22 protein-coding genes are annotated in these 22662 nt (G+C 71.4%); 7 read left to right on the top strand and 15 right to left on the bottom strand.

Annotation, left to right across the window (positions count from 1 at the left end; all coding sequences use genetic code 11):
- Nucleotides 1-33: 33 nt before the first annotated feature.
- Genes E2651_RS08410 through argC form a run of 5 tightly spaced genes read right to left on the bottom strand, consistent with a single transcriptional unit; the run spans nucleotide 34 to nucleotide 4990 of the window.
- Nucleotides 34-588 carry an arginine repressor gene (locus tag E2651_RS08410; protein ID WP_135330399.1) on the bottom strand — a complete coding sequence of 185 codons (555 nt, stop codon included), beginning with the start codon at nucleotides 586-588 and terminating at the stop codon, nucleotides 34-36.
- Nucleotides 589-595: 7 nt separating this feature from the next.
- On the bottom strand, nucleotides 596-1819 hold the full coding sequence (locus E2651_RS08415) for an acetylornithine transaminase (protein WP_135330400.1): 1224 nt from the start codon (nucleotides 1817-1819) through the stop codon (nucleotides 596-598).
- Entirely contained in the window at nucleotides 1816-2790 is a 975-nt protein-coding gene (gene argB / locus E2651_RS08420) for an acetylglutamate kinase (protein WP_245238674.1), read from the bottom strand. Before argB ends, E2651_RS08415 begins: the two co-directional genes overlap by 4 nt.
- 20 nt (nucleotides 2791-2810) lie before the next feature.
- Complete coding sequence (gene argJ, locus E2651_RS08425; RefSeq protein WP_135330401.1) at nucleotides 2811-3965, bottom strand: bifunctional glutamate N-acetyltransferase/amino-acid acetyltransferase ArgJ; 1155 nt, start codon at nucleotides 3963-3965, stop codon at nucleotides 2811-2813.
- The gene (gene argC / locus E2651_RS08430) at nucleotides 3962-4990 is read right to left on the bottom strand and encodes an N-acetyl-gamma-glutamyl-phosphate reductase (RefSeq protein ID WP_135330402.1); all 1029 of its coding nucleotides are present in this window, start codon (nucleotides 4988-4990) and stop codon (nucleotides 3962-3964) included. Before argC ends, argJ begins: the two co-directional genes overlap by 4 nt.
- A gap of 451 nt (nucleotides 4991-5441) precedes the next feature.
- On the opposite strand from argC, the gene E2651_RS08435 reads away from it, so the two are divergent.
- The 3 genes from E2651_RS08435 to E2651_RS08445 all read left to right on the top strand — a co-directional run bounded on the left by E2651_RS08435 (nucleotide 5442) and on the right by E2651_RS08445 (nucleotide 7504).
- Nucleotides 5442-5915, top strand: coding sequence for a VOC family protein (locus tag E2651_RS08435; protein ID WP_135330403.1), 474 nt, complete (start codon nucleotides 5442-5444; stop codon nucleotides 5913-5915).
- A gap of 93 nt (nucleotides 5916-6008) precedes the next feature.
- Nucleotides 6009-6995 carry an aldo/keto reductase gene (locus tag E2651_RS08440; protein ID WP_135330404.1) on the top strand — a complete coding sequence of 329 codons (987 nt, stop codon included), beginning with the start codon at nucleotides 6009-6011 and terminating at the stop codon, nucleotides 6993-6995.
- 35 nt (nucleotides 6996-7030) lie between these two features.
- Nucleotides 7031-7504: a DUF6314 family protein gene (locus E2651_RS08445; RefSeq protein WP_135330405.1), complete on the top strand. Its 474-nt coding sequence runs from the start codon at nucleotides 7031-7033 to the stop codon at nucleotides 7502-7504.
- A gap of 114 nt (nucleotides 7505-7618) precedes the next feature.
- On the opposite strand, the gene E2651_RS08450 is transcribed toward E2651_RS08445, so the two are convergent.
- The 3 genes from E2651_RS08450 to E2651_RS08460 form a co-directional block, all read right to left on the bottom strand.
- Nucleotides 7619-8212 carry a histidine phosphatase family protein gene (locus E2651_RS08450; protein ID WP_135330406.1) on the bottom strand — a complete coding sequence of 198 codons (594 nt, stop codon included), beginning with the start codon at nucleotides 8210-8212 and terminating at the stop codon, nucleotides 7619-7621.
- 81 nt (nucleotides 8213-8293) lie between these two features.
- Nucleotides 8294-8734, bottom strand: coding sequence for a GNAT family N-acetyltransferase (locus E2651_RS08455; RefSeq protein WP_135330407.1), 441 nt, complete (start codon nucleotides 8732-8734; stop codon nucleotides 8294-8296).
- A gap of 62 nt (nucleotides 8735-8796) precedes the next feature.
- Nucleotides 8797-10242 (bottom strand): PLP-dependent aminotransferase family protein, encoded by a 1446-nt coding sequence (locus E2651_RS08460; RefSeq protein WP_135330408.1) that lies wholly within the window; start codon nucleotides 10240-10242, stop codon nucleotides 8797-8799.
- On the opposite strand from E2651_RS08460, the gene E2651_RS08465 reads away from it, so the two are divergent.
- Nucleotides 10241-11191, top strand: a complete 951-nt coding sequence (locus E2651_RS08465; RefSeq protein ID WP_135330409.1) for a DMT family transporter — start codon at nucleotides 10241-10243, stop codon at nucleotides 11189-11191. The genes E2651_RS08460 and E2651_RS08465 overlap by 2 nt on opposite strands.
- Nucleotides 11192-11267: 76 nt before the next feature.
- A complete protein-coding gene (locus E2651_RS08470; RefSeq protein ID WP_135330410.1) occupies nucleotides 11268-11465 on the top strand; it encodes a DUF1918 domain-containing protein in 198 nt (65 codons plus the stop codon).
- A 1-nt stretch (nucleotide 11466) separates the two neighbouring features.
- Here E2651_RS08470 and E2651_RS08475 read toward each other — a convergent pair whose 3' ends face one another.
- On the bottom strand, nucleotides 11467-12693 hold the full coding sequence (locus E2651_RS08475; protein ID WP_135330411.1) for a family 10 glycosylhydrolase: 1227 nt from the start codon (nucleotides 12691-12693) through the stop codon (nucleotides 11467-11469).
- A gap of 180 nt (nucleotides 12694-12873) precedes the next feature.
- On the opposite strand from E2651_RS08475, the gene E2651_RS08480 reads away from it, so the two are divergent.
- The gene (locus E2651_RS08480) at nucleotides 12874-13734 is read left to right on the top strand and encodes a 3-hydroxybutyryl-CoA dehydrogenase (RefSeq protein WP_135330412.1); all 861 of its coding nucleotides are present in this window, start codon (nucleotides 12874-12876) and stop codon (nucleotides 13732-13734) included.
- Between the two features lie 185 nt (nucleotides 13735-13919).
- Nucleotides 13920-14177 carry a hypothetical protein gene (locus tag E2651_RS08485; RefSeq protein WP_135330413.1) on the top strand — a complete coding sequence of 86 codons (258 nt, stop codon included), beginning with the start codon at nucleotides 13920-13922 and terminating at the stop codon, nucleotides 14175-14177.
- Here the strand turns inward: E2651_RS08485 and E2651_RS08490 are convergent.
- The 6 genes from E2651_RS08490 to E2651_RS08515 all read right to left on the bottom strand — a co-directional run bounded on the left by E2651_RS08490 (nucleotide 14174) and on the right by E2651_RS08515 (nucleotide 22638).
- Nucleotides 14174-14716 carry an NUDIX hydrolase gene (locus tag E2651_RS08490; RefSeq protein ID WP_135330414.1) on the bottom strand — a complete coding sequence of 181 codons (543 nt, stop codon included), beginning with the start codon at nucleotides 14714-14716 and terminating at the stop codon, nucleotides 14174-14176. The two genes, E2651_RS08485 and E2651_RS08490, sit on opposite strands and share 4 nt — an antisense overlap.
- A 76-nt stretch (nucleotides 14717-14792) precedes the next feature.
- A complete protein-coding gene (locus E2651_RS08495) occupies nucleotides 14793-16142 on the bottom strand; it encodes a transcriptional regulator (protein WP_135330415.1) in 1350 nt (449 codons plus the stop codon).
- 275 nt (nucleotides 16143-16417) lie between these two features.
- The gene (locus E2651_RS08500; protein ID WP_135330416.1) at nucleotides 16418-17506 is read right to left on the bottom strand and encodes a PP2C family protein-serine/threonine phosphatase; all 1089 of its coding nucleotides are present in this window, start codon (nucleotides 17504-17506) and stop codon (nucleotides 16418-16420) included.
- A gap of 211 nt (nucleotides 17507-17717) precedes the next feature.
- Nucleotides 17718-20228 (bottom strand): phenylalanine--tRNA ligase subunit beta, encoded by a 2511-nt coding sequence (pheT, locus tag E2651_RS08505; protein ID WP_135330417.1) that lies wholly within the window; start codon nucleotides 20226-20228, stop codon nucleotides 17718-17720.
- Nucleotides 20228-21355 carry a phenylalanine--tRNA ligase subunit alpha gene (pheS, locus tag E2651_RS08510; protein ID WP_135330418.1) on the bottom strand — a complete coding sequence of 376 codons (1128 nt, stop codon included), beginning with the start codon at nucleotides 21353-21355 and terminating at the stop codon, nucleotides 20228-20230. Before pheS ends, pheT begins: the two co-directional genes overlap by 1 nt.
- 167 nt (nucleotides 21356-21522) lie before the next feature.
- Nucleotides 21523-22638, bottom strand: a complete 1116-nt coding sequence (locus tag E2651_RS08515) for an ATP-binding protein (RefSeq protein WP_135330419.1) — start codon at nucleotides 22636-22638, stop codon at nucleotides 21523-21525.
- Nucleotides 22639-22662 lie beyond the last annotated feature (24 nt).

The raw sequence follows: 22662 nt of genomic DNA on the forward strand, positions 1-22662 counted from the left end.
TGATGAACGGCGCCCGAGGCCCAGGGGCCCGGATCAGTGTTCGTTCGACGCCAGCCTCAACAGGTGGTCCGCCAACGCCTGACCCCCCGTAGCCTCCCGGCTGATCAGCATCAGCGTGTCGTCGCCCGCGATCGTCCCGAGGATGTCGTGCAGTTCCGCCTGGTCGATCGCCGATGCCAGGAACTGGGCGGCGCCCGGCGGCGTGCGCAGGACGACGAGGTTCGCCGAGGCCTCCGCCGAGATCAGCAGCTCCGCGGAGAGGCGGCGCATCCGCTCCTCCTTGGCGGACTCGCCCAGCGGCGCGCGCGGGGTGCGGAAGCCGCCCTCGCTCGGTACCGCGTAGATGAGGTCGCCCTCGGCGTTGCGGATCTTCACCGCGTTCAGCTCGTCCAGGTCCCGGGAGAGCGTCGCCTGGGTGACGGTCAGGCCGTCGTCGGCGAGCAGCTTCGCCAGCTGGCTCTGGGAGCGCACCGGCTGCCGGTTGAGGATGTCCACGATCCGGCGGTGGCGTGCGGTGCGGGTCTGCGGCACCGCGGGCCCGGTGTGATCCGGGTGCTCCGCGTGCTCGTTGCCTTGCGCATGACTCATCGTCGTCTCATTCTCCGGATCGTCCGTCCCCGTTGGCCTCGGAGGCCTTCAACGCCTCGGCAGCCGTTTCCAGGACGCCGGGCAGGGCCCGGAGGAACGCGTCCACCTCGTCGTCGCGGACGTTCAGCGGCGGCATCAGCCGTACGACATCGGGGGCGGGCGCGTTCACCAGGAAGCCGGCGTCCTGAGCCGCCTGCTGCACCTGGGGCGCGAGCGGCTCGGTGAGCACGATACCCAGCAGCAGGCCCGCGCCCCTGACATGGCCGACGAGCGGGTGTCCGAGTGACTCGATTCCGTCGCGCAGCTTCTCGCTCGCCCGCTTGGTGTTCTCCAGGAGACCCTCGGCCTCGATGGTGTCCAGGACGGCGAGGCCCGCGGCGCACGCGACCGGGTTCCCGCCGAACGTCGTGCCGTGGTGACCGGGCTTGAACAGCTCCGCGGCCGCGCCGAACGCGACGGTCGCGCCGAGCGGCAGACCGCCGCCCAGGCCCTTCGCGAGCGTGACGACATCCGGCTGGACGTCCTCGTGCGCGAGGTACTCGAACCAGTGGCCGGTACGGCCGATTCCGGTCTGCACCTCGTCCAGGACGAGCAGCGTCCCGGTGGCCGCGGTGATCTCCCGGGCCGCCTTCAGATAGCCCGCGGGCGGCACGACGACGCCGAGTTCGCCCTGGATGGGCTCGATGATCACGAGGGCGGTCTCGGTGGTGACCGCCGCGCGCAGGGCCTCCACATCGCCGAACGGGACATGCGTGACGTCGCCGGGCAGCGGCAGGAACGGCTCCCGCTTGCCCTGCTGCCCGGTGAGCGTGAGCGCGCCCATGGTCCGGCCGTGGAAGCCGCCCTCGGTGGCGACCATGTGCGAACGGCCGGTCAGGCGGCCGATCTTGAAGGCGCCCTCGTTGGCCTCCGCGCCGGAGTTGCAGAAGTACACCTTCCCCTCGCGCCCGAAGAGCTGGAGCAGCTTCTCGGCGAGCGCGACGGGCGGCTCGGCGACGAAGAGGTTCGAGACGTGGCCGAGCGAGCCGATCTGGTTGCTCACGGCTTCGACGATCGCCGGGTGGGCGTGGCCGAGCGCGTTGACCGCGATGCCGCCGACGAAATCGACGTACTCCTTGCCGTCCGCGTCCCACAGCTTGCTGCCCGCGCCGCGCACGAGGGGCAGCCTGGGCGTGCCGTAGTTGTCCATGAGCGCGCCCTGCCAGCGCGCGGTCAGCTCCTGGTTGCTCATGACTCCCCCTCGGTGTCCGTGCTGTCCTGATCGGGCACGACCATCGTGCCGATGCCCTCGTCGGTGAAGATCTCCAGGAGGATCGAGTGCTGCACGCGGCCGTCGATCACGCGGGCCGTCTCGACGCCGTTGCGTACGGCGTGCAGACAGCCCTCCATCTTCGGGACCATGCCGCTGGCCAGCTCGGGCAGGAGCTTCTCCAGCTCGGCGGCGGTGAGGCGGCTGATCACCTCGTCGCTGTTGGGCCAGTCCTCGTAGAGGCCCTCGACGTCCGTGAGGACCATCAGGGTCTCGGCGTCCAGCGCCGCAGCGAGTGCCGCAGCCGCCGTATCAGCATTGACGTTGTAGACATGTCCGTCGTCCTGGGAGCGGGCGATCGAGGAGACGACCGGGATGCGGCCGTCGGCGAGCAGGGCCTCGATGGCGCCCGTGTCGATCTCGGTGATCTCGCCGACCCGGCCGATGTCGACCAGCTCGCCCTCGATGCGGGGCTGGTGCTTGGTGGCGGTGATGGTGTGCGCGTCCTCGCCGGTGAGGCCGACGGCGAGCGGGCCGTGCTGGTTCAGCAGGCCGACCAGCTCGCGCTGGACCTGTCCCGCGAGCACCATGCGTACGACGTCCATGGCGTCCTCGGTGGTGACGCGCAGGCCCGCCTTGAACTCGCTGACGATGCCGTGCCGGTCCAGGGCCTTGCTGATCTGCGGTCCGCCGCCGTGCACCACGACGGGCCTCAGACCGGCGTGGTGCAGGAAGACGACGTCCTGCGCGAAGGCGGCCTTCAGCTCCTCGTCGATCATGGCGTTGCCGCCGAACTTGATGACGACCGTCTTGCCGCGGTGCCGGGTCAGCCAGGGCAGCGCCTCGATGAGGATCTGCGCCTTGGGCAGCGCGGTGTGCTTCCGGGCGGTGGGCTGGCTGCCGGCGTCCTTGCTCGCGTCCTTGCTCGCGTCCTTGCTCGCGTCCTTGCCCATGTCTTCGCTCGTGTCTTTGCTCATGACGAGTACGCGCTGTTCTCGTGGACGTAGTCGGCGGTGAGGTCGTTGGTCCAGATCGTGGCCGTCTCGGCGCCCGCCGCCAGGTCGGCGGTGATGACGACCTCCCGGTAGCGCATGTCGACGAGCTCGCGGTCCTCGCCCACGGAGCCGTTCTTGCAGACCCAGACGCCGTTGATGGCGACGTTGAGGTGGTCCGGCTCGAAGGCGGCGGACGTGGTGCCGATCGCGGAGAGCACCCGGCCCCAGTTGGGGTCCTCGCCGTGCAGGGCGCACTTGAGGAGGTTGTTGCGGGCGATGGACCGGCCGACCTCCACGGCGTCGGCCTCGCTCGCCGCGTTCACGACCTCGACCTTGATGTCCTTGCTGGCGCCCTCGGCGTCGCCGATCAGCTGACGTCCCAGGTCGTCGCAGACCTCACGGACGGCGTCGGCGAACTCGGCGTACTCCGGGGCGACTTGGGAGGCGCCCGAGGCGAGCAGCAGCACCGTGTCGTTGGTCGACATGCAGCCGTCGGAGTCGACCCGGTCGAAGGTGAGCCGGGTGGCGTCGCGCAGCGCCTTGTCCAGGACGTCGGCCTCGAGGTCGGCGTCGGTGGTGAGGACGACGAGCATCGTGGCGAGGCCCGGCGCGAGCATGCCCGCGCCCTTGGCCATGCCGCCGACGGTCCAGCCGTCCTTGGTGACGACGGACGTCTTGTGCACGCTGTCGGTGGTCTTGATGGCGATGGCGGCCTTCTCGCCGCCGTGCGCGGAGAGTTCACCGGCGGCCGTCTCGACGCCCGGCAGCAGCTTGTCCATGGGCAGCGTGACGCCGATGAGTCCGGTCGACGCGACGGCGACCTCGCCCGCGTTCACCCCGTCGAGCACCTCGGCGACCTTCTCCGCCGTGGCGTGCGTGTCCTGGAAGCCCTGCGGGCCCGTGCAGGCGTTGGCGCCACCGGAGTTGAGGATGACGGCGGAGACGAGGCCGCCCTTGAGCACCTGCTCCGACCAGAGGACGGGGGCGGCCTTGACGCGGTTGGAGGTGAAGACGCCCGCGGCGGCCAGGCGGGGCCCGGTGTTGACCACGAGGGCCAGGTCCGGGTTGCCGTTCTGCTTGATCCCGGCGGCGATGCCCGCCGCCTGGAATCCCTGCGCTGCCGTGACGCTCACGGTGCCACTCCGATCGTGGAAAGTCCCAGCTCCTCGGGGAGTCCGAGGGCGATGTTCATGCTCTGCACCGCGCCGCCCGCGGTGCCCTTGGTGAGGTTGTCTATGGCGCTGATCACGATGACGCGCCCCGCAGCCTCGTCGTACGCGACCTGGATCTGTACGGCGTTCGAGCCGTAGACGGCGGCCGTCGCGGGCCACTGCCCCTCGGGGAGCAGGTGGACGAACGGCTCGTCGGCGAAGGCCTTCTCGTACGCGGCCCGGACGGACGCGGCGGTGACGCCCTCCTTCGCCTTCGCGCTGGAGGTGGCGAGGATGCCGCGCGGCATCGGGGCGAGGGTCGGCGTGAAGGAGACCGAGACGGGCGTACCCGCGGCGGCGCTCAGGTTCTGGATCATCTCGGGGGTGTGCCGGTGCACGCCGCCCACGCCGTACGGCGACATGGAGCCCATGACCTCGGAACCCAGGAGATTCGGCTTGGGCGCCTTGCCCGCTCCCGAGGTGCCGGACGCCGCGACGATCACCGCTTCGGCCTCGACGAGGTCCGCCGCGTACGCCGGGAAGAGCGCGAGCGAGACGGCGGTCGGATAGCAGCCGGGCACCGCGATGCGCTTGACCCCCTCGAGGGCGGCGCGGCCGCCCGGCAGCTCGGGCAGGCCGTAGGGCCAGGTGCCGGCGTGCTCGCTGCCGTAGAACGCCTCCCAGTCCCCCGCGTCCTTCAGCCGGAAGTCGGCGCCCATGTCGACGACGAGGACGTCGGGGCCGAGCTGCTCGGCGACGGCGGCGGACTGCCCGTGCGGCAGCGCGAGGAAGACGACATCATGGCCGGCGAGGGCCTCGGTGGTGGTCGGTTCCAGGACGCGGCCGGCGAGCGGGAGCAGATGCGGCTGGAGCGTGCCCAGGCGCTGACCCGCGTTCGTGTTGCCGGTCAGGGCGCCGATCTCCACCTCGGGGTGGACGAGAAGCAGACGCAACAGCTCTCCGCCCGCGTACCCACTCGCCCCTGCCACTGCTGCGCGTACCGCCATGGAACCCTCCTCTTGGATGGCATGACTATACGTCTCGCTGCACGTTTATGCAACGCATCGCATAGGCCGCGGCCCGCGAGTGGGGTCGCCGCGCGGGCCGCTGATGCGAGGATGCCGCGAGAGTGATCAGAAGGTGCTGGGCACCTTGGCGACGACACCGTGCGCGGTGTCAGCAACCACGACGTTGGCTCACGGACCGCTTGTTGGCAGCCTTGGGGCCATGGCCGCCGGGGTTGACGCAGTTGGCGGTGGCGGTGACTTCGATGGCGACTTGGCTCTCGTTGCCGAGCCCCGCTTCCGGAGCGGCAGACACCCTTGGAATCGACCGCATGCGCCAGGCACTTTCCAGCTGTGTCGCAGCGATGAGTTTCCGCAGGGACCACGGTCAGTACAGGAAGAGAAGACAGGCAGACAGCCAGACGCAGCCTCCACCGAACGGCAGGAGAGAGCCATGCCCCGCATCACGCCCAATCTCTGGTTCGACACCCAGAGCGAGGACGCCGCCACGTTCTACGTCTCGGTCTTCCCGAACTCGAAGATCAAGAACATCTCCCACTACGGAGAGGCAGGGCCGCGGCCCGCCGGGACCGTGCTGACCGTCGACTTCGAACTCGACGGACAGCCGTACACCGCGATCAACGGCGGCCCCGAGTTCACCTTCGACGAGGCGGTCTCCTTCAGCATCGACTGCGCCGACCAGGAAGAGGTCGACTACTACTGGACGAAGCTCTCCGAAGGCGGCGAGGAAGGCCCCTGCGGCTGGCTCAAGGACAAGTTCGGCCTGTCCTGGCAGGTCGTCCCCGACGCCCTGGGCAAGCTCATGACCGACCCGGACGAGGGGCGGGCCCAGCGCGCCATGCAGGCCATGCTCGGCATGAAGAAGATCGACGTGGCGGCGCTGTACCAGGCGGCCGACCAGACGTGAGCGCCGCGGCCACCGAATAACTGCCTTGACTTGGGGGCGACTCCAGCTCCTAGGGTCGGACATGTCCACCTGGCTCCACCTGGAGGTACCGGCATGACCACCCTTCCCACACGCCGCCTCGGCGCGCTCACCGTCTCGGCGCAGGGACTCGGCTGCATGGGGATGAGTCACGCGTACGGCGCTGCGGACGACACACAGTCCATCGCGACCATCCACCGTGCGCTCGACCTCGGGGTCACCCTCCTCGACACGTCCGACTTCTACGGCAACGGGCACAACGAGGAGCTGATCGGCCGCGCCCTGGCCGGGCGGCGCGACGACGCCGTGCTCGCCACGAAGTTCGGCTTCGCCAACCGGCTCGGCGAGCCGATACGGATCCGGGGCGACGCGGCGTACGTACGAGAGGCGTGCGACGCGTCGCTGCGGCGCCTGGGCGTCGACCACATCGACCTGTACTACCTGCACCGCGTGGACCAGAGCGTGCCGATCGAGGAGACGGTCGGCGCGATGGCCGAGCTCGTCGAGGCCGGGAAGGTGCGCCACCTCGGGCTCTCCGAGGCGAGCACGCGGACGATCCGGCGGGCGCACGCCGTGCATCCGATCGCCGCGCTGCAGAGCGAGTGGTCGCTGTGGACCCGGGACCTCGAGGCGGAGATCGCCCCCGTGTGCCGGGAGCTCGGCATCGGGCTCGTGCCCTTCTCGCCGCTCGGCCGCGGCTTCCTGACCGGGCGCTACACCTCGACCGACGCCCTTCAGGAAGGTGACATGCGGCGCGGCCAGCCGCGGTTCGCCGACGGGAACCTGGAGCGGAACCTGGCCGTCGTCGAGGCCCTGGACGCGCTCGCCGCCGAGAAGGGCGTCACGGCGGGGCAGCTCGCCCTGGCCTGGGTGCAGCACCGCGGCGACGACGTGGTGCCGATTCCGGGCACCCGCCGGGAGAAGTACCTCACGGAGAACCTGGCGGCGACCGGCATCGAGCTCTCCCCCGACGAGCTCGCCGCGATCGACGCGGCGGCGCCCGCGGGCTCGGTCGCCGGGACGCGCTACGACGAGGGCAGCCTCACGTTCGTCGACAAGTAGACATCCCCGGCTCGGCCCCGCGTAGCCTGCGGGGCATGCCCTTTCCGGATGAAGCAGCCGAGGTGTACGGCGTACCCGACGTGCTGAGGTACCTGGCCGGTACCTGGCAGGTGGAGCGGACGGCACGGGACCTGGCGGGCGACGCGGCGGGGCACTTCTCGGGGGCGACGGCCTTCACCTGGGCCGACGGCGGGCTCCTGCACCACGAGTCGGGCACCTTCACCTGGCAGGGCACCGCACGCCCCGCCGAGCGCACCCTGCGCTTCCTGCCGGGCGCGGCGCCCGGCACCGCGGACGTCCGCTTCGCCGACGGGCGTCCCTTCCACGACCTCGACCTGCGCACCGGCCGGCACCGCACCGACCATCCGTGCGCGCAGGACCTCTACCGGGGCGAGTTCGCGGTGTACGACGAGGACCACTGGTGGACGCGGTGGCGGGTCGCGGGCCCGGCCAAGGACCTGATCCTCACGACCGAGTACCGACGGCAGGGAGCACCGGCACGGGGCTAGGGCCTGTCCGATGAGTCAGGCCGGCCTTCGGCGCCGGGCGCAGATTGATCAGGGCCGAGCGGGCCCTGGTGCGTGCCAGGGGTCGCGACCCCGGCAGGACCCATCGGACAGGCCCTAGAGCGCGGCGGCGCTCTCCCCCGCCCCCGCGATCCGCAGGTTCCAGCGGCCGCCGTGACCGGCCAGGGTGACCGTCGACAGCGGGCGGGCGTCGATGTTCCAGTACGTCGACGGGGGCGCCTTCAGGGCGTAGACGAGGGCCGCCCTGACCACCGCGGGCTCCGCCACGGCCAGGATCCGGGAGCCGTCGCCGACCGGACGCGTGTCGAGCCAGCCGCCGACCCGCGAGATGAACGCGAGGAGCGACTCGCCGCCGTGCGGCGCGGAGCGCGGATCCCGCAGCCAGGCGTCGACCGCGGACGGCTCGCGCGCCGTCACATCGGCGAGCGTCAGACCGCGCCACCGCCCCATGTCGCAGTCCCGCAGGGCCGGCTGGGCCAGCGGCGCGAAGCCCAGGGCGTCGCCGGTGCCGCGGCTGCGCGGCGTGGGCGAGCAGTAGCGCAGCTCGGCCGCGGCGAGCGGAAGCAGCGCGGGGGCGGCGAGCTGCACCTCGTGCCAGCCCGCCTGGTCCAGCGGCCGGTCGTCGTCGAAGCGCTCCGCGAGCAGCGAGGCGCTGCGCGCGGCGGCGATGAGCGAGACACGTACGTGCATGCGGTGATCGTGGAGTGCCCGGCAGCCCAGGTCAAGGTTTCACCGTGCGTACGCGGATGACCGCGGTGCCCCCGACACCGCTCACTGCATCCCCAGCGCCATCCAATTCCCCGGGGCCTCAAGGGCCTTGAAACCGACCTTCTCGTACACCCCGTGCGCGTCGGCCGTGCCCAGCAGGACCCGGCGCAGACCGTACGGCTCCAGGTGGTCACGGACGGCCGCGACGAGCGCGCTCCCGAGCCCCTTCCCACGGACCGCCCGGTCGACGTACACATCACAGAGCCAGGCGAAGGTGGCGCGATCGGTCACGACCCGGGCATAGGCGATCTGGTCGCCCGAAACCACGTCATACACGCCGAAGTTGAGCGATCCGGCGATCGCCCGGTCCTGCTTCTCGCGGGGCCGGTCCAGCGCCCAGTACGCGTCCGTGGAGAGCCATCGGTGGACGCGCTCGGCGTCGAGGCGGGCGGGGTCGGTGGACAGCTCGTAGCCGTCGGGAAGTGCCCGGTGCGTATCGGTCATGGGGGCAGGCTGGCAGCCGCCCCGCCGGACCGTCGAGCGGATTTCGCCCGCCGGAACGGCCTTCAGTCCGCGGCACCCCGCACCTCGTCGCAGGCCGTACGCAGCCTGCGCACCCCCTCCTTGATCTCCCCCACGCCCGCCAGCGCCGCGAAGCTCAACCGCAGGTGCGCCGCCGGGGGTTCGGCCGCGAAGAAGGGGCGGCCGGGCGCGACGGCGACGCCCGCGCGCAGGGCCGCGCTCACCAGGGCCGCCTCGTTCATGCCGTCGGGAAGGCGCAGCCAGAGGCTGTAGCCGCCGGCGGGGATGTGCGGCACGGCCAGTTCGGGCAGGCCGATGCGCAGGGCCGCCGCCATCGCGTCCCTGCGGTCCTTCAACTCGCCCGCCACCTGGCGCAGATGGCGCGGCCAGGCCGGTGAGCCGACCAGTTCGAGCGCCGCTTCCTGGAGCGGTCTCGGTACGAAGAAGTGGTCGACGACCTGGATCGCGCGCAGCCGCTCGAGGACCGGGCCGCGGGCGACGAGCGCGCTCACCCGGAAGCTCGGCGACGTCGCCTTGGTGAGCGAGCAGACGTGCACCACGACGCCGTCGGGGTCGTCGGACTGGAGCGGCCGTGGCAGCGGCCCCGCGTCGTCGTGGACCAGGCGGCGCACGAAGTCGTCCTCGATGACGAAGGCCCCGGCCTCGCGGGCGATGCGCAGCACCTCGGGTCGGCGCTCGGCGGAGAGCACGGCCCCCGTGGGGTTCTGGAACAGCGGCTGGCAGACGAAGACCCGCGCCCCGGTGGCCTTGAACGCCGCCTCGAGCAGCTGGGGGCGTACGCCGTCGGTGTCGACCGGCACCGGGACCGGCCTCAGGCCCGCCGCGCGGGCGATCGCCAGCATGCCGGGGTACGTCGGCGACTCGACGAGGACCGGGGCGCCCGGCGGGGCGAGCGCCCGCAGCGCCGTGGTCAGCGCGCTCTGCCCACCCGCGGTGACCAGCACCTCGGCGGCCGTGATCGCGCCGCCGATGCCCCGCGCGAACCACTCCCGCAGCTCGGGAAGACCGTCGACCGGCGGCCTCCCCCACGCGCCCGGCCGCCGCCCCGCCCGCGCGAGCGCCGCCGCCATCGCGCGCTCGGGCTGCAGCGAGGGGTGCAGATAGCCGCCGTTGAACTCGATGACGCCGGGCGGCGGCGGCGTGAGGGTGACCAGGACACCGGAGGCGTCCACCGCGCGCGGCACCAGCTCCGCCGCCGAGTCCGCGCTCAGCGACACCTCCTGCCACGAGGTGTCCCCCACCGGCGCGGGGGCGGCCTGCGGCTCCGCGCGGAACACACCTGCCCCGGGCCGGGTGACGACGAGCCCCTCGGCGGCCAACTGCGCCAGGGCCCGCGACACGGTCACCGGACTCACCCTGAAACGGTCGACCAGCGCCCGGCTCGACGGCAGCTTTCCACCCGGAGAGTAGCGGTCCAGCTCGCCCCTCAGCCGTTTCGCCAACTCAGCCACACTGCTACTCTCATGCATGACAGCACAGGATAGCGCTACTCGCCCGAGTCGGATAGCAGTTGCCGAGACCGCGAGCAGCACCACGAGCCCCGAGCCGGCCCGGATCGGCTCCCGCCGCGCAGGCACCGTCATGGCCGCGCTCGGCGTCACCGCCTTCTCGCTCACCTTCCCCTCCACCGCGTGGGGCCTCGAAGGCATCGGCCCCTGGTCCTTCGTGGCCCTGCGGGTCCTCCTGAGCGCGGTCATCGCGGGCGGCGCGCTGCTCGCCCTGCGGATCCCGCTCCCCGCGCGCCGCCACTGGGCCGGGCTCACGGTCGTCGCCGCCGGAGTCGTCGTCGGCTTCCCGCTGCTCACCACGCTCGCCCTGCAGACCTCCACCACCGCGCACGCGGCCGTGGTCGTGGGCCTGCTGCCGCTGACGACCGCCGTGTTCTCGGCGCTGCGCACGGGGGCACGCCCCTCGCGGACGTTCTGGACGGCTGCCCTCGCGGGCGCGGCCGCGGTGATCGCGTTCACCGTCCAGCAGAGCGGCGGCGCCCTGTCGACCGCCGACCTCTACCTCTTCGGCGCACTCCTCATCTGCGCGGCCGGCTACACCGAGGGCGGCCGGCTCGCCCGCGAGATGCCGGGCTGGCAGGTCGTCGGCTGGGCGCTCGTCCTGTGCCTGCCGCTCGCCGTGGCGGGGGCGGCCGTCGCCCTCCAGTACGAGCCCTTCCAGCTCACCGGGCACAGCACCGCCGGGCTGCTCTACGCCGCCATCGGCTCGCAGTTCCTCGGCCTGGTCGTCTGGTACCGCGGCATGGCGGTGATCGGCGTACCGAGGGCCAGCCAGCTGCAGCTCGCACAGCCGCTGCTGACCCTGGTCTGGTCGGTGTTCCTGCTCGGCGAGCACCTCACGATCGCCGCGCCGCTGACGGCCGCCGCCGTCCTCGTGTGCATCGCCGTCACCCAACGGGCCCGCGGCTAGGAGCCTCGCGCCGCCACCCGACGTAGACTGATGGCCACGGATCGCTACCGTCGGGTGGACAAGGAGGTCGCTCCAAATGCGTGCAAGCGTAGGCGACAGGCTATTGGTGCACGGCAGGATCGTCGGGCAGCACGACCGGACCGCGGAGGTCATCGAGGTGCTCGGTGAGAACGGCACACCTCCGTACCGCGTCCGGTTCGAGGACGGTCACGAGACCCTGATGTCGCCGGGTCCCGACACCGTCGTGCGGCACTTTTCCACCAACGAGGAGTGAGTCAGGGCCTGGCCCGCTCCTGGTAGTGGTCGGCGACCACCCGCGCCATGGCGCCGATCCTGTCGACGCCCACCTCCTTCGCCGAGAAGTAGACGTGCCCGCGCACCTGCGGGAACCCCTTGGCGAAGGTGAGGTGGCGCGACAGCTCGGCCGGGTCCTGCCAGGGCGCGGCCTGCGCCGGGTCGCCCGCCTTGTAGAGCGCCTCTCCCACGTACAGACGCACGCCCGTGTCCCGGACGACATCGGCCCACCAGGGCAGCAGCTTGCCGTAGTCGGCGACGGTGAAGCCGATATTCCAGTAGAGCTGCGGGCAGACGTAGTCGATCCAGCCCTTCTTGACCCAGCCGCGGGTGTCGGCGTGCAGGTTGTCGTAGGTCTGCACGCCCGCCTGGGTGTCCGAACCGAGCGGGTCGGTCGAGGCGTTGCGCCAGACCCCGAAGGGGCTGATCCCGAACTCCGCGCCCTTGCGCGTCTTGTGGACCCGCTCGGCCATCTCGCTCACCAGGCGGTCGATGTTGTCCCGGCGCCAGGCGGCCCGGTCCGGGAAGCCGCCGCCGTAGCGCGCGAAGGCGGCGTCGTCGTCGAAGACCTGCCCCGCCACCGGGTACGGATAGAAGTAGTCGTCCCAGTGCACCGCGTCGATGTCGTAGTGGCGCAGGGCGTCGAGCATCGCGTCCTGGACGAAGCGCCGCACCTCGGGCAGACCGGGGTTGTAGTAGAGCTTCCCGCCGTACGGCACGACCCACTCCGGGTGCAGGCGTGCGGGGTGCGTCGGCACCAGGCGCGAGGGGTCCGTGTGGTTGGCGATGCGGAAGGGGTTGAACCAGGCGTGCAGTTCGAGGCCCCTGCGGTGTGCCTCGCGTACCGCGGTGCCCAGCGGGTCCCAGCCGGGGTGCTTGCCCTGCACGCCGGTGAGGCACTCCGCCCACGGCTCGTACGGCGAGGGCCACAACGCGTCGGCGGTGGGCCGCACTTGGAGGATCACGGCGTTAAGCCGGCGCCGCACGGCCGTGTCGAGATGCGCCATCAGCTCGGCACGCTGCTCGTCCGCGGTGAGGCCCGGCCTCGACGGCCAGTCCCGGTTGGCGACGCTCGCCAGCCACATCCCCCGCAGTTCACGACGTGACCGAGCCCGTCCTGGAACCGCCGCCGCGTCGCCCGCCGCTGTGAGCCCCGCCACCATCGCGGCCGCCGCCACCGTGAATCCACGGCGTGACATACGCCTCATCCGCTCGCCCCCTGAGCCCGATATCCGCCGGAACCACTGCCTGTACCGGACAGCATGCCCGACCCGGTCCGTCATGCACCGGAGGTTCGGGAGTAACGTTCATCGGCGGGGCAGGCACCGCATCCGAACGGGGGACCTGCCCGCCCGTTGATCAGCGAAAGGCACGAGGTGACCGACTCTATGCCCGACATCGCACGCGTCGGAGTAGTGGGCTGTGGCCAGATGGGCGCCGGGATCGCCGAGGTCTGCGCCCGCTCCGGACTGGATGTGATGGTCGCGGAGACCACCGGCGAGGCCCTGGAGATCGGCCGCACCCGGCTCTACAACTCCCTCTCCAAGGCCGCCGAGCGCGGCAAGATCACCGAGGAGGAGCGGGACGAGACGCTCGCCCGGCTCAGCTTCACCACCGACCTCGGGGAGTTCGCCGACCGCGACCTGGTGATCGAGGCCGTCGTCGAGAACGAGGCGGTCAAGACCGAGATCTTCCAGGTGCTCGACCAGGTGGTGACCCGGCAGGACGCGATCCTCGCCTCCAACACCTCCTCCATCCCGCTGGTGAAGCTGGCCGTCGCGACCTCGCGTCCCGACCAGGTCATCGGCATACACTTCTTCAACCCGGCCCCGGTGCAGCAGCTCGTCGAGCTGATCCCCGCGCTCACGACGTCCGAGGGGACGATCAGCCGCGCGCAGGCCATGGTCGAGAAGATCCTCGGCAAGCACGCGATCCGCGCCCAGGACCGCTCGGGCTTCGTGGTCAACGCGCTGCTCATCCCGTATCTGCTCTCCGCGATCCGGATGTTCGAGTCGGGCATCGCCAGCCGCGAGGACATCGACAACGGCATGGAGATGGGCTGCGCCCACCCGATGGGCCCGCTCAAGCTCGCCGACCTGATCGGCCTGGACACGGTCGCCTCGGTCGCCGACTCCATGTACGCCGAGTTCAAGGAGCCGCTGTACGCAGCTCCCCCGCTGCTCCAGCGGATGGTGGACGCGGGCCGGCTCGGCCGCAAGTCCGGCTCGGGCTTCTACCCCTACGCCTGACACCCGGCACCTCGTACCGCACAACGGGCCCGGCACTCGACAGAGTGCCGGGCCCGCGGCATTCACACACCGTGTGCGCGGTGGGCTCGCATATGCCCTTCGCACACTCTCCCGCCTTGGCCACCAGGCGAGTTGACTTTCCGTGCGCATCAGGGGGATGGACAGCTACAGAAAGGAGCGGACTCGTGACCGCCGACCCCGAGCATCGCGTGGTCCCGCACGAACTCGCCGAGTTACGCCGCAGCTTGGACGTGGGCCTGGCCCGCGTCGACGGACAGCTGGCGTTGCTCACCCAACACGACGAACAGAGCGTCAAGAACCAGGACGAACTGACGGTGCGGATCGCCGCACTCGAGCACACTCGCTGGCCGCTGCCCGCCCTTCTCGCCCTCACGGCGGTTGGCGCGCTCGCCGTGGCGGTCTGGCAGGCGATCGGCCACTAGCGCGCGTCCTGGCCAAGTCGCAGATGGTGCAGGAGCAGCAGCGCCGCCGCCATGTTGGCGGCCGGGACCTCGCCACGGGCCACCATGTCGGGGACGAGTTTGAGTGGGACCCATTCACGGCGGTCGGACTCGAAGTCGTCCTCGGGATGGCCGATGTAGGTGCACTCGTCCGACCAGTAGATGTGGTGCCTGGCATCGGTGAGTCCGTTGGACGGCTCGACACTCATCAAGTGCCGTAACGGGCCCGGCCGCCAGCCGGTCTCCTCCTCCATCTCGCGGGCCGCCGCGTACGCGATGTCCTCGCCGTCCTCGACGACACCCGCGGCCAGTTCCCAGCCCCAGCTGTCGGTGATGAAGCGGTGCCGCCACAGCAGCAGCACCTCGTTGGCCTCGTTGACGACGGTGGCCACGGCTACCGGCCGCAGCCGTATCAGGAAGTGGTCGAGATGCCGGCCGTCCGGCAGCTCGACATCCGCCAGGTTGACGGTGAACCAACGGTTTCCATACACAGTTTGTTCGCTTTGTTTCGTCCACTGCACGGTTCTGCCACCTTCCGCCGAGTAGATGGCAATATCGCAGCAGCGGGGGTTTCAGAGCAGTGGTACGCGGTGCACGTCACAGAGGTACGCGCAGTGCCCCGTCGATGAGTTCGGCCGCCTCGGCCGTGCCGGCGCAGTCGCTGCGTACGAGATGTTCACGCACAGCCCGCAGCCGGTCGCGCAGCCGCTGGGACTCCATCCCCCGTGCCTGTTCTGCCATTTCCACCGCCGTGGCCACGGCCTCGTCGGTGTTCCCCTGGCGCAGTTCGATCTGGCTGAGCATGGCGAGCCGGTGGACCCGGCCCCGGTCGTGCGCCGGGGTGTCCACGGCGGCCGCCGCGTGTTCCCGCGCTCCCGTGAGGTCGCCGAGGCTGAGCAGCGCCTCCGCCACTTGTACGTTGACGAGTCCGGGCTGGACATAGCCGGTCTCGGCCGGCTCGCGCCCGCGCCGGATACGGTCCGCCGCGGCCTCCGCACGCCGGATGCAGGACAGCGCGCTCCTGCCGTCGCCCAGATGCGCGTACGCCTTGGCCTGCATGGCGTAGAGATCGGAGGCGAGCGCCGGGGTGAGGTCACGCCCGGCGGCGCGCAGCGCGGCCTCCGCGAAGGCCACCGCCTGCCGGTACTCCCGCATGAACAGCGACTGGTTGACGAGGAGGGCGATGACGTAGGCGCCAAGTCCCCGGTCACCGCTGGCCTTTGCCAGGCGCAGGGCCTGGTGGAAGTAGCGCTGGGCGAGACCGTGCGCGTCCGAGTCGTAGGCGCAGATGCCCGCGATGGCCACCAACCCGCCGGTGGAGCGGTGCAGTTGGCGCCCCGTCGCGTCGGCGTAGCTGCCGCGGAGCAGCGGCGCGGCTTCCGCGTTGAGGAAGCCGACGATGCGGGTGCGCGTCGCGATGCCGCCCGTCTTGCGGCACATCTGCTCGTAGTGAGTGCGGGCCGCGCGCATCATGTCGATGTCGGCCGTGCTGACGGGGTGCCGCCCGCCGCGCGACACGTCCACGTCCTCGGGCGGGTTCTCCCACTCCCATACGGGCATCACGGCGGGCGTGCCGGTGACCGCGGGGGCGCCGAGCAGGTGGGGGCGCTGCTGTTCGTCGGAGCGCCACAGGGCGGTGGCCCGTTCCACGAACCCCGACAGTGTCGAGGCCGCGGAGCCGAGTCTCGCGGCCGGCAGGCCCGGCACGCCGAGGCCGATGTCGTCGAGGGTCACGGGGCGCTGGAGTCGCCCCGCGAGGACTTCACAGATCAGGTCGGGCACCTGGCCGCGCGGACGCTGGCCCTTCAACCAGCGGGAGACGGCGGTGTGTTCGTAGCGCAACGCGAGACCTCGCCGCTTCCCGGCCTGGTTCACATGGGCGGCCAGGCCCGCGTGGGAGATTCCGGCTTCGTCGAGGATCGCGTCGAGCAGGGTGTTGGGCTGCATGGAGGCCCTCCGGTGGCTCGGTGTGGCCAGCGTAGTTGAGGTGTCTTCACACGGGGTGTGAACGGAGTGCTCGAATCCGGGGGGTGCGCGCTCTGCCGCGTCCCCTCCCGTCACGCTTGACTGAGATTCCTCACAAGGAGGCCGGCCGGGCCGCCGGCTCCCCCTCGAAAAGTGCGGCGGCCCTCACTGGCGCCGTCCGCCCCGCTGTCTGCCCGACAACTCCAAGGCGGGGCCGGGCGGCGCATGGCCGGCGCGAACAGCCGACTGACCGACCGTCAGCTCATCGTGCTCGCGCTGGGCACCGCCTCACCCTGTAAGGGCACCAGCCTGCGGTCGTTGCGCAGGACGAGCAGCGCCGCGTCGTCGGCGGGCAACCGCCCGGTGTGGCGCAGGAGTTGGTCGTAGACCGCACAGATCACGGCCTGCGGCACCACCGGCGGGACCCGCGCCGCTTCGGTGAGCGCCTCCCGTAACGGGAAGAACCGCCCGGCGGCGTCCCGCGCGTCCTCCATGCCGTCCGTGTGCAGCACGAGCGCCTCCCCCGGAAGGAGTGGACCGCAGTGCAGCAGGGGCAGTTCGGGCGGCAGCGGAAAGGGCCCGAGCGGCGGCAGCGGCTCACCGCCGCTGACCTGTTCGGCCCGCCCGCTCAGGCGGTGCGGCCAGGGATGGCCGCAGTTCAGCGCGGTCACCTCACCGTCCGGACCGATCTCCATCAGGAGTACGGTCACGAACTCCTCGGCCACGGGACTCTCCGGCGCCGGTCCACCACCGGCCGGATGCTCGGCCCGCGACCGCTCGCGCAGATGCCGGCCGAGGGCCCGCTCCAACCGCCGTAGTACGAGCGGCAGTTCGGGCTCCTCGTACGCCGCCTCGCGGAAGCTGCCGAGCACGGCGGCGGCCGTCGCGATCGCGGCGAGGCCGTGCCCGCGGACATCGCCCATGACGACGCGGACGCCGTGGTCGGTGGCCGCGACCTCGTACAGGTCGCCGCCGACGGAGGCGCCCCGGGATGCGGAGAGCCGCCCGGCCGCGACGGCGAGGCCCTCGACGCGGGGCGGCAGCGGCCGAAGGAGCACGTTCTGGGCGGCGCCCGCGATCTCGCGCAACTGCCGCAACTCCCGCAGCAGCACGCCTCGGACGTGCACTATCAGGCCCGTGCCGACCGCGAAGAAGACGGCGCTGGTGACGATCCGGGCGCCGAGGCCGTCCTGCTGGGCGAGCGGGCAGGCGAGTTTGTACGTGATGGCCACGGCGCCCCACACCGTCGGCAGCCCGAGCGTGAGCGCGCGCCGGATCCCCGTCGGTTCGGCACGGGGCAGCCTCCGCCCGGTCCGGCGGGGAGCTCCAGCCCTGATACGGATCATGCCGACGGCCCCCCTTAAGGCCCTGTTCAGCGTGCAGGCCGTGCAGCCGCGCGGGTCAGCCCCTGCGGCCGGATAGATTCTGTCGACCACCTGGGCCGATCGGGCCAGAGAGGGCTTACTAGTCACTCAAACGAGTGAAGGGCGCACCCGGAGGTCCGGATACGCCCTTCTTTGCGCCCCTTGTGCGCCTGGCAATGACTACAGGGGGTGACTAAGCTCCGCGCAGCACAGCGCCCGTCCGCTCCGCCGCGAGGGCGACGGCCGCGTCACGGGCCGCGGAGGCCTCGTCGACGGTCAGCGTGCGGTCGGCCGCGCGGAAGCGCAGCGCGTACGCCAGGGACTTCTTGCCCGCGCCGATCTGCTCGCCGGTGAAGACGTCGAACAGGCGGATGGACTCGAGGAGTTCACCCGCGCCCTCGCGAAGGATCTTCTCGACGTCGGCGGCGGGGACGTCCTCGTCGACGACGAGCGCGACGTCCTGCGTGGCCACCGGGAAGGTGGAGATCTTCGGCCCCTGCGGGACACCGGTGCTCGCGTCCTCGAGACGGTCGAGGTCGAGCTCCATCGCGCAGGTGCGCGCGGGCAGCGACAGCGCCTTGACGACGCGCGGGTGCAGCTCACCCGCGTACCCGATGACCTGCTCCGCACCGTCGATCACGACGGCGAGCTCGGCGCACCGGCCCGGGTGCCAGGGACCGTACTGGCCCTGGCGCACGAGCAGTTCGGTGCCGGACTCGGCGGCCAGGGTGCGCGCGGCCTGGACCGCGTCGGCCCAGTCCGCCGGACGGCCCTTGCCCCACCAGCCGGCCTGCTCGCGGGCGCCCGCGAGGACGACGGCGGCATGGCGCGGCTGCACCGGAAGCGCCTCGGTGAGGGAGGCGATCTCCTCATCGGTGGGACGCCGGTCGACGGGCAGCCGCACGGCGACGCGGGCCTCCTCACGCGGCTGGAAGACCAGCCCCGTCTCGAAGAGCGCCAGGTCGTGGCTGCCGCGGCCCTCGTTGCGGCGCAGCGCACCGAGCAGCCCCGGAAGCAGCGTCGTACGGAGCGCGGGCTCCTCGTCGGAGAGCGGGTTGACCAGCTTCACGACGCGGCGCTTGGGGTCGCCGGGCTCGAGGCCGAGCTGGTCGAAGACCTGCTCGCCGATGAACGGGTAGTTCGGCGCCTCGACGAAACCGCTCCCCGCGAGGGCGCGGCCGATGCGGCGGTGCAGCCGCTGCCGGTCGGTCAGACCGCGGCCCGCGGGGGGCTTGGGCAGCGTCGAGGGGAGGTTCTCGTACCCCTCGAGCCGGATGACCTCTTCGGCGAGGTCGTTCGGCTCGGTGAGGTCGGGACGCCAGGACGGCACGGTGACGGTCAGGGCGTCCTGGCCGTAGACGTCGCAGCCGACCTCCTGCAGGCGGCGCACGACGGTCTCGCGGCCGTAGTCCATGCCCGCGACCTTGTCCGGGTGGTCCGCGGGCATGCTGATCGTGCGGGGCGCGGAGGGCGCGATGACCTCGGTGACGCCGGTCTCGGCCTTACCGCCCGCGAGCAGGACGAGCAGGTCGACCGTGCGCTGCGCGGCGGCGGACGCGGCCTGCGGGTCGACGCCGCGCTCGAAGCGCTTGGCCGCCTCGGAGGGCAGCTTGTGGCGCCGGGCCGTGCGGGCGATGGAGATCGCGTCGAAGTGCGCGGCCTCGATGACGACGTCGGTGGTACCGGCGTCCTCGGCGTGGTCCGCGATCTCGGTGTTGGCACCGCCCATGACGCCCGCGAGGCCGATCGGGCCGCGGTCGTCGGTGATGACCAGGTCCTCGGCGTCGAGGACGCGGTTGGCGCCGTCGAGCGTCGTGAACTTCTCGCCCTGCTCGGCACGGCGCACACCGATCGTGCCCTCGATGCGGGAGCGGTCGTAGGCGTGCAGCGGCTGGCCGAGCTCCAGCATCACGTAGTTGGTGACGTCGACGGCGAGCGAGATCGGGCGCATGCCCGCCTTCTGCAGGCGGCGCTTGAGCCAGATCGGCGAGCGGGCCTCGGGCTGCAGGCCCGTGACCGTGCGCGCGGTGAAGCGGTCGCAGCCGCGCGGGTCGGAGATCTTGACCGGGTAGCCGGACGCATTCGGCGCGGGCACGTCCAGGAGCGCCGGGTCGCGCAGCGGCAGGCCGTACGCGGTGGCGGTCTCACGGGCGACGCCGCGCATGGACAGGGCGTAGCCGCGGTCGGGCGTGACGGCGATGTCCAGGACCTCGTCGACCAGCTCGAGCAGCGCGATGGCGTCGGTGCCGACCTCGTGCTCGGGCGGCAGGACGATGATGCCGCCGCTGCCGTCGTCACCCATGCCCAGTTCGTCGCCGGAGCAGATCATGCCGTGCGAGGTCTTGCCGTACGTCTTGCGCGCGGCGATCTTGAAGTCGCCGGGCAGGACGGCGCCGGGCAGCACGACGACGACCTTGTCGCCGACGGCGAAGTTGCGCGCGCCGCAGACGATCTCCTGCGGCTCGCCGGTGCCATTGGCCTGGCCGACGTCGACGGTGCAGAAGCGGATGGGCTTCTTGAACTCCGTCAGCTCCTCGATGGTGAGGACCTTGCCGACGACCAGGGGGCCGGTGAGACCGGCGCCGAGCGGCTCGACGGTCTCGACCTCGAGGCCGACCTCGATCAGCTTGGCCTGTACGTCACGGCCGGTCTCGGTGGTGGGGAGGTCGACGTACTCCCGCAGCCAGGAAAGCGGGACCCGCATCAGATCTCCATCCCGAACGGCCGGGTGAACCGGATGTCACCCTCGACCATGTCTCGCATGTCTTCGACGTTGTGGCGGAACATCAGCATCCGTTCGATGCCGAACCCGAAGGCGAATCCGCTGTACTTCTGGGGGTCGACACCGCAGGCCGTGAGGACCTTCGGGTTGACCATGCCGCAGCCGCCCAGCTCGATCCAGCCCTCGCTGCCGCAGGTGCGGCAGGGGCGGTCGGGGTTGCCCACGGACTCGCCACGGCACACGTAGCAGACCATGTCCATCTCGGCGGACGGCTCGGTGAACGGGAAGTAGTTCGGGCGCAGGCGCGTCTTCATGTCCGCGCCGAAGAGCGACTGGACCATGTGGTCCAGGGTGCCCTTGAGGTCGGCCATGGTCAGGCCCTCGTCCACGGCGAGCAGCTCGATCTGGTGGAAGACCGGGGTGTGCGTCGCGTCCAGCTCGTCCGTGCGGTACACACGGCCGGGGCAGACGATGTAGACGGGCGGCTCACGGTCGAGCATCGCGCGGGCCTGCACGGGAGAGGTGTGCGTGCGAAGGACGACACCGGATTCATCTCCCTCGGTGCCCTTGGGGCCCTCGACGAAGAAGGTGTCCTGCATCTGCCGGGCCGGGTGGTCCGGGGTGAAGTTCAGGGCGTCGAAGTTGAACCACTCCGCCTCGGCCTCGGGGCCCTCCGCGATCTCGTAGCCCATGGCGACGAAGACGTCCGCGACGCGCTCCATGAACGTGGTCAGCGGGTGCCGGGCACCGGCCGGGACGCGGTCGTAGGGCAGCGTGACGTCCACCGCCTCCTCGACCAGGACCCGCGCGTCGCGCTCGGCCTCGAGCTCGGTCTGGCGGGCGGCCAGGGCCTTGCTCACCGCGCCGCGCGCCATGCCGACGCGCTTGCCGGCCTCGGCCTTGGCCTGCGGGGGCAGCGCGCCGATCTCGCGGTTGGCGAGCGCCAGCGGCGAGGTGCCGCCGGTGTGCGCGACCTTGGCCTCCTGGAGCTGTTCGAGGTCGCCCGCGGTGGCGAAGGCGGCGAGCGCCTCGTCCCGCATGCGCTCGATCTCTTCAGGTTTCAGTGCCTCGACCTCAACAGGGTCGTACGACTTGTTCGGTGCCGACATCTCTTCCCGTGCTTCCGGTTGGCTGGTGATGGTCCCCGTCTACGACTCGGAGACGAATCGTCCACATAGGGGGACGCAAACGTGCCAAGGATCGAGTCTAACGGGGATGGCGCAGGTGAATGAGCCCGCGGGCGGTGCTCGGGCGGATCAAAGGTGATCAGTGATGATCAGAGGAGATACGCCGGAGTGCCCACGGGCAACGTAAATCGGAACTGGGCGCCGCCGCCGGGCGCACGGCCGACGGTGATCGTCCCGCCGTGCGCTTCCACGATGCCCTTCACGATGTACAAGCCAAGTCCTGTCCCGCCGCGTTTGCTGCCCCGCCAGAAGCGGGTGAAGACGCGGCCCATCGATTCCTCCGGAATGCCGGGGCCCTCGTCGCTCACGGTCACGGCCGTCGAGCAGGTCACCGAGGACGCCACATCAATGGTGACGGTTCCCTCGCCGTGCCGCACGGCATTTTCCAGGAGGTTGCTGAGCACCTGGTCGATCTTGTCGGGGTCGGCCCAGAGGTCGGGCAGCGGCTGCTCTATCCGTACGAGGAAGCGGTCCGCGTCTTGGCCCGACGCGACATGGGCCTGGACGTGGCGGCCGACGGCGGCGCCGATGTCGACGGGCTGGCGGCGCAGTTCGAGGCGTCCGGAGTCGATGCGGGAGATGTCGAGGAGCTCGGCGATGAGGCGGGTGACGCGGTTGGCGTCGGCGTCCACCGTCTCCAGCATCAGCTTTTTCTGGTCGTCGGTGAACCGCTCCCACTTGGCGAGCAGCGTCGCCGTGAAGCCCTTGACGGAGGTGAGGGGCGAGCGGAGCTCATGGGCGACCGTGGCGATCAGCTCGGCATGGCTGCGTTCGGTGCGGCGGCGGGCCTCGGTGTCGCGGATGGACACGACGACACGGCGGACGGGCCCGGTGGGCGCGGTGCGCACATAGCGCGCGGAGACGAGGACCTCACGCCCGCCGGGGAGCAGCAGATTGCGCTCGGGCTGGGCGAAGCGGATGGCGAGGCCGCCGTAGGGATCGGTGAGCTGCCACCAGCGGCGCCCTTCGAGGTCCTCTAAAGGCAGGGCCAGCTCCAGCGGTGAGCCCAGGGCGTCGGCGGCACGGACCGCGGTGATGCGTACGGCCGCGGTGTTGAAGCAGATGACGTGGCCCGTCTCGTCCGCGACGACGAGGCCGTCGGGCAGCTCGTCCGGGTCCAGGCCCAGGCTGCCGAGGCCGCCCGGGTCCGCGCGGGTGCGCAGGACGGTCTGCGCTCCCGGTGATCTGCTCGTGCCGATGGTCATTCCCCGTATCCCACCTCTAGGACT

The organism is Streptomyces sp. MZ04, assembly GCF_004684775.1.
Taxonomy (GTDB): Bacteria; Actinomycetota; Actinomycetes; order Streptomycetales; family Streptomycetaceae; genus Streptomyces.

Bases quoted from the DNA above. Each gene is read 5' to 3' on its own strand.
- pheT (WP_135330417.1), bottom strand. From the start codon at position 20,228: ATGCGGGTCCCGCTTTCCTGGCTGCGGGAGTACGTCGACCTCCCCACC.
- E2651_RS08515 (WP_135330419.1), bottom strand. From the start codon at position 22,638: ATGACCATCGGCACGAGCAGATCACCGGGAGCGCAGACCGTCCTGCGC.
- E2651_RS08480 (WP_135330412.1), top strand. From the start codon at position 12,874: ATGCCCGACATCGCACGCGTCGGAGTAGTGGGCTGTGGCCAGATGGGC.
- E2651_RS08495 (WP_135330415.1), bottom strand. From the start codon at position 16,142: ATGCAGCCCAACACCCTGCTCGACGCGATCCTCGACGAAGCCGGAATC.
- E2651_RS08500 (WP_135330416.1), bottom strand. From the start codon at position 17,506: ATGATCCGTATCAGGGCTGGAGCTCCCCGCCGGACCGGGCGGAGGCTG.
- E2651_RS08470 (WP_135330410.1), top strand. From the start codon at position 11,268: ATGCGTGCAAGCGTAGGCGACAGGCTATTGGTGCACGGCAGGATCGTC.
- argB (WP_245238674.1), bottom strand. From the start codon at position 2,790: ATGGGCAAGGACGCGAGCAAGGACGCGAGCAAGGACGCGAGCAAGGAC.
- E2651_RS08415 (WP_135330400.1), bottom strand. From the start codon at position 1,819: ATGAGCAACCAGGAGCTGACCGCGCGCTGGCAGGGCGCGCTCATGGAC.
- E2651_RS08435 (WP_135330403.1), top strand. From the start codon at position 5,442: ATGCCCCGCATCACGCCCAATCTCTGGTTCGACACCCAGAGCGAGGAC.
- E2651_RS08460 (WP_135330408.1), bottom strand. From the start codon at position 10,242: ATGCATGAGAGTAGCAGTGTGGCTGAGTTGGCGAAACGGCTGAGGGGC.
- E2651_RS08445 (WP_135330405.1), top strand. From the start codon at position 7,031: ATGCCCTTTCCGGATGAAGCAGCCGAGGTGTACGGCGTACCCGACGTG.
- pheS (WP_135330418.1), bottom strand. From the start codon at position 21,355: ATGTCGGCACCGAACAAGTCGTACGACCCTGTTGAGGTCGAGGCACTG.
- E2651_RS08475 (WP_135330411.1), bottom strand. From the start codon at position 12,693: ATGAGGCGTATGTCACGCCGTGGATTCACGGTGGCGGCGGCCGCGATG.
- E2651_RS08440 (WP_135330404.1), top strand. From the start codon at position 6,009: ATGACCACCCTTCCCACACGCCGCCTCGGCGCGCTCACCGTCTCGGCG.
- argC (WP_135330402.1), bottom strand. From the start codon at position 4,990: ATGGCGGTACGCGCAGCAGTGGCAGGGGCGAGTGGGTACGCGGGCGGA.
- E2651_RS08450 (WP_135330406.1), bottom strand. From the start codon at position 8,212: ATGCACGTACGTGTCTCGCTCATCGCCGCCGCGCGCAGCGCCTCGCTG.
- E2651_RS08455 (WP_135330407.1), bottom strand. From the start codon at position 8,734: ATGACCGATACGCACCGGGCACTTCCCGACGGCTACGAGCTGTCCACC.
- E2651_RS08465 (WP_135330409.1), top strand. From the start codon at position 10,241: ATGACAGCACAGGATAGCGCTACTCGCCCGAGTCGGATAGCAGTTGCC.
- E2651_RS08410 (WP_135330399.1), bottom strand. From the start codon at position 588: ATGAGTCATGCGCAAGGCAACGAGCACGCGGAGCACCCGGATCACACC.